10 protein-coding genes are annotated in these 11,782 nt (G+C 70.9%); 4 read left to right on the top strand and 6 right to left on the bottom strand.

Annotated features, from left to right (window positions below):
• Positions 1 to 102: 102 nt before the first annotated feature.
• The 3 genes from ACPL7H_RS00160 (at position 103) to ACPL7H_RS00150 (ending at position 3,560) form a co-directional block, all read left to right on the top strand.
• Positions 103 to 1,410, top strand: a complete 1,308-nt coding sequence (locus ACPL7H_RS00160) for a hypothetical protein (RefSeq protein WP_424795200.1) — start codon at positions 103 to 105, stop codon at positions 1,408 to 1,410.
• A 75-nt stretch (positions 1,411 to 1,485) separates the two neighbouring features.
• Complete coding sequence (locus tag ACPL7H_RS00155; RefSeq protein ID WP_424786724.1) at positions 1,486 to 2,487, top strand: Gfo/Idh/MocA family protein; 1,002 nt, start codon at positions 1,486 to 1,488, stop codon at positions 2,485 to 2,487.
• Entirely contained in the window at positions 2,484 to 3,560 is a 1,077-nt protein-coding gene (locus ACPL7H_RS00150; RefSeq protein ID WP_424786723.1) for a Gfo/Idh/MocA family protein, read from the top strand. Before ACPL7H_RS00155 ends, ACPL7H_RS00150 begins: the two co-directional genes overlap by 4 nt.
• A 69-nt stretch (positions 3,561 to 3,629) precedes the next feature.
• Here ACPL7H_RS00150 and ACPL7H_RS00145 read toward each other — a convergent pair whose 3' ends face one another.
• The 5 genes from ACPL7H_RS00145 to ACPL7H_RS00125 form a co-directional block, all read right to left on the bottom strand.
• A complete protein-coding gene (locus ACPL7H_RS00145) occupies positions 3,630 to 4,331 on the bottom strand; it encodes a maleylpyruvate isomerase family mycothiol-dependent enzyme (protein ID WP_424795199.1) in 702 nt (233 codons plus the stop codon).
• 90 nt (positions 4,332 to 4,421) lie between these two features.
• Positions 4,422 to 5,651 (bottom strand): homoserine O-acetyltransferase MetX, encoded by a 1,230-nt coding sequence (metX, locus tag ACPL7H_RS00140; protein WP_424795198.1) that lies wholly within the window; start codon positions 5,649 to 5,651, stop codon positions 4,422 to 4,424.
• Entirely contained in the window at positions 5,648 to 7,006 is a 1,359-nt protein-coding gene (locus tag ACPL7H_RS00135) for a bifunctional o-acetylhomoserine/o-acetylserine sulfhydrylase (protein WP_424795197.1), read from the bottom strand. The genes metX and ACPL7H_RS00135 overlap by 4 nt, the downstream gene beginning before the upstream one ends.
• A gap of 259 nt (positions 7,007 to 7,265) precedes the next feature.
• Positions 7,266 to 7,895, bottom strand: a complete 630-nt coding sequence (locus ACPL7H_RS00130; protein WP_424786719.1) for an MBL fold metallo-hydrolase — start codon at positions 7,893 to 7,895, stop codon at positions 7,266 to 7,268.
• A complete protein-coding gene (locus tag ACPL7H_RS00125) occupies positions 7,892 to 8,977 on the bottom strand; it encodes an S-(hydroxymethyl)mycothiol dehydrogenase (RefSeq protein ID WP_424795196.1) in 1,086 nt (361 codons plus the stop codon). The genes ACPL7H_RS00130 and ACPL7H_RS00125 overlap by 4 nt, the downstream gene beginning before the upstream one ends.
• 278 nt (positions 8,978 to 9,255) lie before the next feature.
• On the opposite strand from ACPL7H_RS00125, the gene ACPL7H_RS00120 reads away from it, so the two are divergent.
• Entirely contained in the window at positions 9,256 to 10,743 is a 1,488-nt protein-coding gene (locus tag ACPL7H_RS00120; RefSeq protein ID WP_424795195.1) for an NlpC/P60 family protein, read from the top strand.
• 125 nt (positions 10,744 to 10,868) lie between these two features.
• On the opposite strand, the gene ACPL7H_RS00115 is transcribed toward ACPL7H_RS00120, so the two are convergent.
• Positions 10,869 to 11,381 (bottom strand): inorganic diphosphatase, encoded by a 513-nt coding sequence (locus ACPL7H_RS00115; RefSeq protein ID WP_424786716.1) that lies wholly within the window; start codon positions 11,379 to 11,381, stop codon positions 10,869 to 10,871.
• Positions 11,382 to 11,782 lie beyond the last annotated feature (401 nt).

Genomic DNA, 11,782 nt, shown 5'->3' with positions numbered 1-11,782 from the left:
CTCAGCGCAGTCGCATCCCAAGACGCCCGGGGGTGAACCCTCCACAGCCGCCCTGGAACGTGAGACGATGAGGGCGTTCACGTTCCTCTCTCTGGCTGGTTCATGTCCACCTTCGTGCTCGACTCCGGTCGGTTGGCTCCGGCGACGCGTGCGGGCATCGTTCCCGATGGATTCAACGCCGGATGGTGCGACCTGGTGCGACAGGACGTGCTCGACCTGGTCGGCCTGGATGCGTTCGCGGTGGCGTGGGACGGGGGCACACCACCGCTGCTGACGGCGATGGACGCCACCGGAGCGGCGGCGGCGGCAGCGGTGCTGCCGCGGCTCGACCTGGTCACGCTGTCCGAACTGCTCGCCCGCGCCGGCCACGTCCACACGCAACCGTGGCACGTGACCGCAGGGCGTTACGGGGCCGGGTTGGCGGCGTTCCGACGGGACTGGAACGCGTTCCGGGAGGCACGCTCATTCCCGCCGGCCCGCTCGCCCGCTCTGGTCGTGGTGACCGGGGCGATCTCGGCCCAGGTTCGCCAGGCGCTCCCGCTGCTGACCGGGGTGCATCTGGTCCGGGCCCAGGTGCGTCAGGATGATCGCGGCCGGGACCTGCTGGATCTGGACGTCCTCACCCGCACCGGAGCAGATCGGAGTGGGCCCGGAGCCGTCGAGGTGGCCGCGGAGGGCGACGTCGCCCTGAGCGTGAACGGGGCCACGGCCACCAGCAACGGCGCCGCGGTGACCCCGGCCAACACCACTGCGACGAGCCGCACCGACGGCGCCGTGACGGCCTCGGTCGCCGGCTCAGCGGTGCACTCGACCAACGGCGCCGCGGCGCCTCCGACGAACGGCCAGGCACGCCGGAACGAGCCAGAGGCACCCACCGCGATCACCGCGATCACCGCCCCCACGCCGGACGATGCCGGCGCCCCGCCCGGACCCGTCATCGCTGAGGATGTGCGTACCACGGCCGATCTGCCCTCCGGGCTCGAGGCGCCACCCGGTCCGGAGTCACCATCGAACTCGGATGCAGCACCCAGACCGGATGCACCCTCCGGACCCGATGCACGAACGTCCGCCGAAACGGTGCAGCAGGGGTGCTCGGATCTGCAACGGCTGGCCGTCCTGGTCCGGGCTCCGGTCCAGATCGAGTTGGAGTACGGCAAGACCCGCCGCCAGGCTACGTTGCGCCCGGACGGGCGGGTGGTGCTGGCCGACGGCACGGTACACACCGACCTGGCGCGCGCCAGCATGCACCTGGCCGGCGCCGCGCCTGCCGACCCCTGGCAGGCCTGGCGGTTCGCCGACGCCAACCTCCCGCTCGCCGAGGCCCGGGCCGAAGCGCAGCGACACCACACCGCGCGCCCCGCCGCGCAATCCCCGGATGCGCCCGTACCGGGCCGCCGGGCCCGTCTCTGAGCCGGAGCCGCACCGGATCGGATCACGGCGGACGCACTCGTCCGGGTACATCAAACGATCGAACGAAGGAGCCATGTGAACGCACCAGTTACGCACCCGCCCAGAGTGGGACTGATCGGGGCCGGAGCGATCGCCGGCGTACACATCCAGGGATGGCTGGCACTGGGTGCCGACGTCCTCGTCTTCTCCAACTCCGGGGCCGAGGAGTTGACGGCGCGGTACGGCGGCAGGGTCGTGGCCGACCTCGAAGATCTGTGGCCCCAGGTGGACATGGTCGACATCGTCACCCCCACCTACACCCATGCCGAGATCGCCCTGGCCGCGATCGCCGCGGGTAAGCACGTGGTCTGTGAGAAGCCGCTCGCCCTGGACTCCGGCACCGCCGCGGAGATCGTGCGCGCCGCCGACGACGCCGGGGTGCACCTGTTCCCGGCGCATGTGGTGCGCTACTTCCCGCAGTACGCCACCGCGTATGCGGCGGTGTCCGCCGGTGCGGTCGGTGAGGTGGCGGTGAGCCGGTTCCGCCGGATGAGCGCCGCCCCGCTCGCCCCATGGTTCTTCGACGAGGCGGCCTCGGGCGGGCTCGTGCTGGACCAGATGATCCATGACCTGGACCAGGCCAGGCTGATCGGCGGCCCGGTGGCCTCGGTGTTCGCCCGGTCCGCCAGTCGCACCGGCGAGCAGGGCACCACCGCCAGCGCGACCGTGACCCTGACCCACACCAGCGGGGCGATCAGTTACTGCTACGGCGTCTGGGGACACCCCGGCCTACCGTTCACCTACTCCTTCGACATCGCCGGCGACGCGGGCAACCTCAGTTACGACTACGCCCGTGACGACACCACCCGGGTCAGCATCTCCGGTCCCGCCGGACCCGGCGGGTACGTCCCGGCGGCTGACCCGGCCGAGAGCCCCTACACCACCCAGCTGGCCGACTTCCTCGCCGCGATCCGGGGCGATGGCACCCCCACGGTGACCGGCGCCGACGGTGTGGAGGCGGTCGCGCTGGCCGAAGCGGCGATCGCCTCCATCGCCAGTGGACAACCCGAACCGATCGCCGAACGGAGCCATTCATGAGCGCCGCCCCGAACGACGCCTCCGCGAACCCCGCGCCGACCCCTACGGCGCCGGCACCGGCACCACTGCGGGTCGGGCTGCTGTCCTTCGCCCATACCCATGCACTGGCCTATGTCCGGGCGTTGCGCGATGACGCCAGTGTGGACCTGGTGACCACCGACACCGGTACCTACGACCAGGGCACACGCCGCGGCGCGGACTTCGCCCGCGATCAGGGCGTGCGGTACCTGGACAGCGTCGCCGAGGTGCTGGACTGGGGTCCCGACGCGGTGGTGATCGCTTCGGAGAACGCCGAGCACCACGAACTCACCCTGGCCGCGATCCAGGCCGGGGCGCACGTGCTCTGCGAGAAGCCGCTGGCCCTCAACGACGCGCAAGCCCGTGAGATGGTGCAGGCCGCTCGGGACGCCGGCGTGTGGCTGATGACGGCCTACCCGGTGCGGTTCCACAGCGCCTTCGCCGCACTGTTGGCCCGGGTCCGCGCCGGTGAACTCGGGCAGATCATCTCCATCCACGGCACCAACAACGGCAAGATGCCGCTGGCCCAGCGCACCTGGTTCACCGATCCGGAACGCTCCGGTGGTGGTGCGCTGATGGACCACGTGGTGCACGTGTCGGACCTGATCGACGAACTGCTCGGGGAAGCCGCCGAGGAGGTCTACGCGGTCACCAACCGGATCCTACGCAGTGAGGCCGGCCGCGATGTGGAGACCGGGGGAGTGGTCTCGGTGCGATACCCCTCCGGGGTGATCGCCACCATCGACTGCTCCTGGTCGGTGCCCGACCACGCTCCCAACTGGGGCGGGCTGACCCTGGAGGTCCACGGCACCGCCGGGTCGATGCGGATCGACCCCTTCGCCGGCCACCTCACTGGCTACACCGAGCACGGCCCGGCGCACACCGCCTTCGGTGCGGACCTGGACGCCCGGATGATCGCCGAGTTCCTCGACGCGGTGCGCTCGAGCCGGCCGCCCCGCCCCGACGGCGACGTGGGTCTGCGCACCCTCGCGGTGGTCACCGCCGCACAGCGTTCGGCCGCGTCGGGCCTGCCGCAGCCGGTACACACCGGGTAGGCCCCGCCGTCGTCGGTGCTCGTGCGGCACGTCCCTCGGCCCCCTGCCGCGGCACGACGGCCGCCTCCCTCAGAACAGCGGCAGCGCCTGCGTCAGGTCCGGGGTGCCATCGGCCAGGTGCTCCGGGCGCAGCGCGCCGGCGTCGATCGCCTGCGCCCAGGTGATCCGGCCCGCAGCGGCGCGGATCCAGGCGGCCTCATCGGCCACGGCCAGGTCGTACCCGGTGCGGTGCTCCAGGATCTCCAGCAGCGCCTGTGCCACGATCCTCCGGGCGGCCCCGGTCACCGGCACCGGTGGCCCCAGGAACCGCGCCAGGTCATAGCCGTGCACCACCAGTTCCACCAGCCGGGTCAGCACCAGGTCACGCAGCCGCAGCGGCCCGCGCCGGCCCTGCACCACGGCGGCACCACCGCCGGTGCTGAGCCGCTCCAAGCCGGTGAAGGCCTCCTGCGCCGCGCGGTCCAGGCCGCCCAAGGGGTCCTCGGCGTTCCGCTCGGCCAGTTCGATCGACCGGTCCCGGATGGTCGGGGCCGCGGGCGCGTAGCCCTGCACGTACTCACTCAGCGATAGCGGCTCGGCTTCGGGAACCGTCTCGGCTGCGGCCAGGGCACCCATCGCCAGCCCCAGGTGGGCGACCAGGTCGGCTACGCTCCAGCCGGGTAGCCCGGAGGGGTCGGCATAACGGTCCGGGGGCAACTCCTCCAGCCGGGTCCGCAACAGGTCCCACTGGTCGCGCAGTTCGGTGCTCAGGCGCTGCAGGGTCAGATCCATCGTGCTCCTCCGGCCGTGGTCCGCGGTGGTGGTAGTCAACCACGCACCCTCGCTGCCGCACAGGCGCCGGACCGGGCGGGGACGTTCCCCTCAGTGCGCCAGGAACTCACCCACGACCGCGCCGAGCTGGTCGGTCTCCACCAGGAAACCGTCGTGGCCGTAGTCCGAGCGCAGCAACCGGAAGGTGCCATCGCGCACCCCGTTGGCGATCCGGAGCCCCTGCTCGGGCAGGAACAACCGGTCGGAGTCCACCGAGACCGACAGCGTCGGGGCGGTGATCTCCGCCAGCGCCGAGTCGACTCCGCCCCGGTCCCGACCCAGATCATGGGTGAGCATCGCGTCGGTCAGTACCACGTAGGAGTTGGCGTCGAAGCGTCGCGCGAGCTTGCCGGCGTGGTGGTCCAGGTAGGACTGCACGGCGAACCGTCCGCCCCCGCCCAGGGGCTCCTCGGCGCCCTGGGGGATGCGACCGAACCGCTGGTCCAGTTCCTTGGCGCTGCGATAGGTGGTGTGCGCGATCTGGCGGGCCACGCCCAGGCCGTGGTGCGGCCCGTCGTCGTCGGCGGCCTGGTAGTAGTCCCCGCCGCGGTAGCGCGGGTCGGAGCGGATCGCACCTAACTGGGCGTGCGCCCAGGCGATCTGGTCCCCGGATGTCTGGGCGCAGGTGGCGATCGCCACCACCTTGCCCACCCGGCCCGGCGTGCTCACCGCCCACTCCAGGACGCGGTGACCACCCATCGACCCGCCCACTACCGCGGCCCAGGTGCCGATCCCGAGCCGGTCGGCCAACTCGATCTCCGCCGCTACCTGGTCCCGGGCGGTCAGGTACGGGAACCGGCTACCCCACGGGGTACCGTCCGGGGCGCTGCTGGAAGGTCCGGTGCTGCCCTGACACCCACCGAGCACGTTCGGGGCCACCACGAAGTAGCGAGTGGTGTCGATCGCCTTGCCCGGACCCACCAGCCCCGACCACCAGCCGGCTGTGGGGTGGCCGGGTTCGGCATCGCCGGTCACGTGGGAGTCCCCGGTCAGGGCGTGCAGGATCAGGATCGCGTTGTCCCCGCGCGCATTCAGCGTGCCCCAGGTCTGGTAGGCCAACGTCACCTGGGGTAGCCGGCCACCGGCCTCCAGGTGCAACGGCCCCAGGTCGGCGAAGTGCCGCCGGCCGACCGGGTCACCCTGGCGCCAGGCCGCCGACGCCGGTACCGGCCCGGTCAACGGCCGACGGCGGGGGCGGGCCACCGTGGGGGGCTCACCGCCGGCCGGGGCCGGCCGCCGGTAGGACCCCGGTGTGATCTCATCCGGTGGTGTCGGCCTCATGCTGTCTCGGGGGTGGTGGACCGGGTCCCGGCGGTGCCGCTCACGGCCGCGGCGGCCGCGAACCCCTTGTCCAGGTCGGCCAGGATGTCATCGATGTGCTCCAGGCCCACCGCCAGGCGCACCAGGCCCGGGCTGACCGCACTGGCGGCCTGCTCCTCCGGGGTGAGCTGGGAGTGGGTGGTGGAGGCCGGGTGGATCACCAGCGAGCGCACGTCGCCGATGTTGGCGACCAGGGAGTGCAACTCCAGTGCGTCCACGAACGCCTTGCCTGCCTGCAGCCCGCCGGCGATGTCGAAGGAGATCACGGCACCGGCACCCTGGGGGGTGTACTTGGTTGCCAGCTCGTAATAGGGGCTGTCCGGCAGCGAGGCCCAGTAGATCTTCTCGACCTGGTCCTGGCCCTGCAGGTACGTCGCTACCTTGTGCGTGTTGGCCACGTGCCGCTCCATCCGCAGCGACAGCGTCTCCACGCCCTGGGAGATCAGGAAGGCGTTGAACGGGGAGGCCGCCGGTCCCAGGTCGCGCAGCAGCTGCACGCGGGCCTTGAGGATGAAGGACAGGTTCGCCCCGAACGGGGAGTCCACGCCGAGGTCACGGGCGTAGACCAGGCCGTGGTAGCTGGGGTCGGGGGTGTTGAAGTTGGGGTACTTCTCCGGGTACTTCGCGTAGTCGAAGGTGCCGCCGTCCACGATCGCCCCGGCGATGGTGGTGCCGTGCCCGCCCAGATACTTGGTGGCCGAGTGCACCACCACGTCCGCGCCCCACTCCAGCGGGCGCAGCAGGTACGGGGTCGCCACGGTGTTGTCCACCACCAGCGGCACGCCGAGGTCATGGGCGACGCCGGCGATCGCCTCGACATCGAGCACATCGCCCTTGGGGTTGGGGATGGACTCGCCGAAGAACAGCTTGGTGTTCTCCTGTGCGGCCTCGCGCCAGGCCTGCGGGTCGGCCGGGTCCGCCACGAAGGTGACGGTGATGCCGAACTTGGGCAGGGTGTGGTGCAGCAGGTTGTAGGTGCCCCCGTACAGGCTGGAACTGGCCACCAGGTGGTCACCGGCCTCGGCGATGTTCAGGATCGCCAGCGTCTCCGCGGCCTGGCCGGATGCGACCAGCAACCCGCCCACGCCGCCTTCGAGGGAGGCGATCCGGTCTTCGACCGCGGCCTGGGTCGGGTTGGTGATCCGGGTGTAGATCGGGCCCAGGTCGGACAGGGCGAACCGGTTGGCGGCCTCATCGGTGTCCTTGAAGACGAAGGACGTGGTCTGGTAGATCGGCAGTGCGCGGGCGCCCGTGGCGGAGTCCGCCGTCTGGCCGGCGTGAATCTGACGGGTCTCGAAGTTCCAGTTGTCGCTCATCGGGCTCTCTCTCGCTGAAGGTGGAGGGATGAGCGGCCCGGCGGCGGCGCTACCGAACCAATCATCCCTGGATCGGGGGCGCATCGGGCAGGCAGCGGGCGCGCGGATCTGCGCGACTCCGCATCAGCCGATTTTCGGGCAGGCCGGATGCGCGAGTGGGCTGCACATTCGACCGAACATGATCCTCACCCTAAGCGTCACCTTCGCCCGCGGACACCCTGTCTCATATGGCGGACGCGGTGGCCGCGCCGAACCCGGCTCAGTGGCCGCGGTCGATCCACTCCTGCCGATGGGGGGCCTCGGCCGCAATGGTGGTGGACGGCCCGTGCCCGGTGTGTACGGTCGTCTGCCCTGGCAGCGTGAGGAGTTGGTCGGTGATCGAGTCGATGATGGTGTCGAAGCTGCTGAACGAGCGTCCGGTGGCGCCCGGCCCTCCGGCGAACATGGTGTCCCCGGTGAACACCACGTCCAACTCGGGCACGTGGAAGCAGCACGCGCCGGGGGAGTGGCCCGGGGTGTGCAGCACGTGGATCTCGACCCCGGCCACCGTGATCACCTGGCCATCGGCCAGCTCGCGGTCCGGGCCCACCTCGTACACGCGGTCCCACAGCATCCGGTCCCGGGGGTGCAGGTAGGACGGCGCACCGGTGGCGTCGTAGAGGTCGCCGACGGCGGTGATGTGGTCATCGTGGGCATGCGTGCACAGCACCGCCACCAGGCGGCGGGAGCCGATCAGTTCCAGGATCGGTCCGGCCTCGTGCGGGGCGTCGATCACCACGCACTCGGCGTCGTTGCCGAGCACCCAGACGTTGTTGTCCACCTCCCAGGTGCCCCCGTCCAGGGAGAAGGTGCCGGATGTGGTGGTGTGGGAGATCCGTGCGGTGCTCACAGGATCACCACCGAACGCAATACCTCGCCGCGGGCCATCTTCTCGAACGCTCCTTCCACTTCGTCCAGGCCGATCGTCTCGGTGACGAACGCATCGAGATCGAAGCGGCCCTGCCGGTACAGGTCGATCAGCATAGGAAAGTCCCGGCTTGGTAGGCAGTCGCCGTACCAACTGGACTTCAGCGCACCGCCGCGGCCGAAGATCTCCAGGAGTGGCAACTCGACGGTCATCTCCGGCGTGGGCACACCCACCAGCACGACGGTGCCGGCCAGGTCACGGGCGTAGCAGGCCTGCTCGTAGGTCTCGGGCCGGCCGACCGCCTCGATCACCACATCGGCGCCGAATCCACCGGTCAGTTCCCGGACAGCCTCGACCGGGTCCGTGGCCGAGGAGTTGACGGTGTGCGTGGCCCCGAAGGTGCGGGCCAGTTCCAGCTTCCGATCGCTGATATCCACGGCAACGATCGTGGTGGCCCCGGCCAGGTGTGCCCCGGCGATCGCGGCATTGCCTACGCCGCCGCAGCCGATCACGGCCACCGAGTCCCCCCGGGTGACGCCGCCGGTGTTGACCGCGGCGCCGAAGCCGGCCATCACGCCACAACCGAGCAGGCCGGCTGCCGCGGCGGCGGCGTGGCGGTCCACCTTGGTGCACTGGCCGGCGGCGACCAGGGTTCTGGTGGCGAATGCCCCGATGCCGAGGGCTGGGCTCAGCGGCGTGCCATCGGTCAGGGTCATCGGACGGTTGGCGTTGTGGGTGTCGAAGCAGTACCAGGGCCGGCCCCGGGAGCAGGCACGGCACTGCCCGCAGACCGCACGCCAGTTCAGGATCACGAAGTCTCCCGGCGCCACGTCCAAGACGCCTTCGCCGACCGCTTCGACCGTTCCGGCGGCTTCGTGGCCGAGCAGGAAGGGGAAGTCGTCGTTGATGCCGCCCTCGCGGTAGTGCAGATCGGTGTGACACACCCCGCACGCCTCGACGGTCACCACCGCATCCCCGGGCCCGGGTTCGGGCACCACGATCTCGACGAGTTCGACCGGTGCGTTCCTGCTCCGGGCGATGACACCTCTGGCTGTGCCGGTCATGGGCTCCCCTGCTCCTCGACGACCGCGACTGGTGGCCTCCGGCCAATCTAGGCGCAATCAGCTCCGGCGTCATGATCTTCCTCACACCCAAGGAGCAAGGTGGGCGATCCCGGCACGGGAAATGTGTTGATCGCGTTCAATGGGAACAGTGTGACAGTTGTGAATATCGGTGCTGGTGTTCACAAGTGGGCGCTTGTGCACTACGGTGTGGGAGGCGGCTGGTCAACGCGACACGCCGGTAGCAGTAGGTGAGTAAGCCGTCGGGGATGGAGTAGGTCATGGGTTCTGCACGACATTCACGTCGTGGCGTCGCTTTCCTCTCCGCTTTCCTCTTGGCCGGTTCGGCCGGGATCGCGGCGGCCTCAGCCTCACCGCAGATCCCCAGTCAGGACGACATCGAGGAGTCCTGGGCCCAGGTTGACGACACCGCCGGGCAGGTCGCCCGGCTCGAAGTGCAACTGGTCACCAACGCGGCCAGCCTCGAGGTCGCCGAGCAGGAAGCCGCGATCGCCACCGACCTGTACAACCAGGCAGCGATCGATCTCGAGACGGCCGAGGCCGAGGAACTCTCGGCCGCCGATGATGCCGCCCGAGCCGACGCCGAACTGCTCGAGGCCAGCGAGGACGTCGCACGCCTGGCCACCGCCGCCTACCGCAACAACGGTGGGCTGGGGCACCTTGAGGTGTTCCTCAGCGCCAGCGGGGTCCAGGACGCGATGCACCGGGCCACCACGTTCGACCGGCTCGGGGGCGGTGCCGACGAGGCATTCCAGCGCCTGGATGCGGCCGAGATCGTGGCCGCTCTCATGCACGACCGGGCCGAGCGGGCGGTGGCGGAGAAGGCTGACGCCGCCGCTGAGTTGGAGCTGCGCCACCAGGAGGCCGAGGCCGCCTACCAGGAGGCCTTGCAGATCCAGCAGAGCACCGCGGCCCAGCGCACCGATCTGATCGGCCAGCTGGCCACGCTGCGTCAGACCAGTTACGAACTGGAGGAGCAGCGCCAGAACGGCCTCGAGGAGCAGCGCCGCGAGCGCGAGAACCGTGCAGCGGCGGCGGCACTGAACGTGGAGCCGGCTCAGCCGGAGTCCGACACCGGCTCCGCGTCCCAGTCCGAGCCTGGCTCCGGCTCGGGATCCTCGGGGAACTCCTCGCCGGAACCGTCGACCCCGGCCCCCTCGCCGTCGGACCCGGATCCGGCCCCCTCGCCGTCGAACCCGACGCCGACGCCGACCCCAACCCCGACGCCGACCCCAACCCCGACACCCACGCCGACGCCGACCCCAACCCCGACGCCGACGCCCACGCCGACCCCAACCCCGACGCCCACGCCGACGCCCACGCCGACGCCGACCCCGACCCCAACTCCCACCCCACCGCCCAGCAACGGTGGCGGCTCCTCAGCCTCGGTGGGCCAGGCCGCCCTGAACTGGGCATCGACCCAGATCGGTAAGCCCTACGTCTTCGGCGCGGCCGGACCGAACTCCTATGACTGCTCCGGTCTGACGCAGCGGGCCTTCCAGAACGCCGGCAGGTCCCTGCCTCGCACCACCAGGGACCAGTACGCCGCGGTGGCGAAGGTTCCGGTCAACAGCATGCGCCCGGGCGACCTGATCTTCTACTCCAGCAATGGTCAGGCCTCCGGCATCTACCACGTGGCCATCTACGCCGGGAACGGCATGCGGGTACACGCCCCCGCGCCCGGCAAGACCGTGGAGCGGGTACCGGTCTGGTGGACCAACGTGCTGCCGATGGTCGGGCGTCCCTGACCCTGCACGAGCCACTGGTTCCCGGCGGGGGCGTGCGCGCACTGCGCTGAGCCCCTGAGCGCGAACCCGGGCGGGCCGGTCACGGGGCGCGCGCAGGCCACGATCGTGCGCCCGGTAGCGTCTGCTCAGGTCTGCCAGGGCGTGGGGTGGGTGTAGCCCTCGTCCTTGGCGCGCTGGAAGGAGCGGGTGATCTCGGCCTCGGCCTCCTCGCGGCCCACCCAGTGCGCGCCCTCGACCGACTTGCCCGGCTCGAGGTCCTTGTACACCTCGAAGAAGTGCTGGATCTCCAGGCGGTGGAACTCCGAGACGTCGTCGATGTCGCTGCGCCAACTGGCCCGCTGGTCCGCCTTGGGCACGCACAGCACCTTGTCGTCCCCACCGGCCTCATCGCGCATCCGGAACATCCCCAGCGCCCGGCAGCGGATCAGGCAGCCCGGGAACGTCGGCTCCTCCAGCAGTACCAGGGCGTCCAGCGGATCGCCGTCCTCCCCGAGCGTGCCGTCGATGTAGCCGTAGTCGTCGGGGTACCGGGTGGAGGTGAACAGCATCCGGTCCAGGCGGATGCGGCCGGTCTCGTGGTCCACCTCGTACTTGTTGCGGTGCCCCTTGGGGATCTCAATCGTGACGTCGAATTCCACTGCCGGCTCTCCTGAATCGTTGACGTGATCTGAGCCTAGTGTGGCCTAGCCTTCTGGTGGGTGCCTAACGTCGGCACCGCCGAACACGGTCAGGAGCGGAGAAGCGGGTGGTAGATCGCCAGTCTGGGGCCAACCGGTCCGCGTGCACCCCGGGGCGCGGTGGTGGCGGACCGGCCCGTAAACGCCCCGGCACATCCACGGGAAGGCCGACGGCGCAGCCCGGGCGCCGTAGCCCGGCTGCTGCGGGCGCGGGCTCCTCCGGGCAGCACCGGCCCGGGTCCCGCCCGCCAGCCGGCCACGACGGTCGCGCCGGTGCGCGCCCGAGCGGCTCAGGTGCGTCGCGGGGTGGTTCGGGGCGGGGACGCAAGCCCTCCCCGGCCGCACGTGCCCGCGCGCGCCAA

The sequence above is a fragment of the Pseudactinotalea sp. Z1732 genome (assembly GCF_049724975.1).
In the GTDB taxonomy this organism is placed as follows: Bacteria; Actinomycetota; Actinomycetes; order Actinomycetales; family Beutenbergiaceae; genus CALKWS01.
This window is presented reverse-complemented; position numbering and strand designations above follow the sequence as displayed.

Excerpts from the sequence above, each read along its gene's own strand:
- ACPL7H_RS00160 (WP_424795200.1), top strand. The coding sequence starts at position 103 with ATGTCCACCTTCGTGCTCGACTCCGGTCGGTTGGCTCCGGCGACGCGT.
- metX (WP_424795198.1), bottom strand. The coding sequence starts at position 5,651 with ATGAGGCCGACACCACCGGATGAGATCACACCGGGGTCCTACCGGCGG.
- ACPL7H_RS00135 (WP_424795197.1), bottom strand. The coding sequence starts at position 7,006 with ATGAGCGACAACTGGAACTTCGAGACCCGTCAGATTCACGCCGGCCAG.
- ACPL7H_RS00145 (WP_424795199.1), bottom strand. The coding sequence starts at position 4,331 with ATGGATCTGACCCTGCAGCGCCTGAGCACCGAACTGCGCGACCAGTGG.
- ACPL7H_RS00150 (WP_424786723.1), top strand. The coding sequence starts at position 2,484 with ATGAGCGCCGCCCCGAACGACGCCTCCGCGAACCCCGCGCCGACCCCT.
- ACPL7H_RS00125 (WP_424795196.1), bottom strand. The coding sequence starts at position 8,977 with ATGACCGGCACAGCCAGAGGTGTCATCGCCCGGAGCAGGAACGCACCG.
- ACPL7H_RS00120 (WP_424795195.1), top strand. The coding sequence starts at position 9,256 with ATGGGTTCTGCACGACATTCACGTCGTGGCGTCGCTTTCCTCTCCGCT.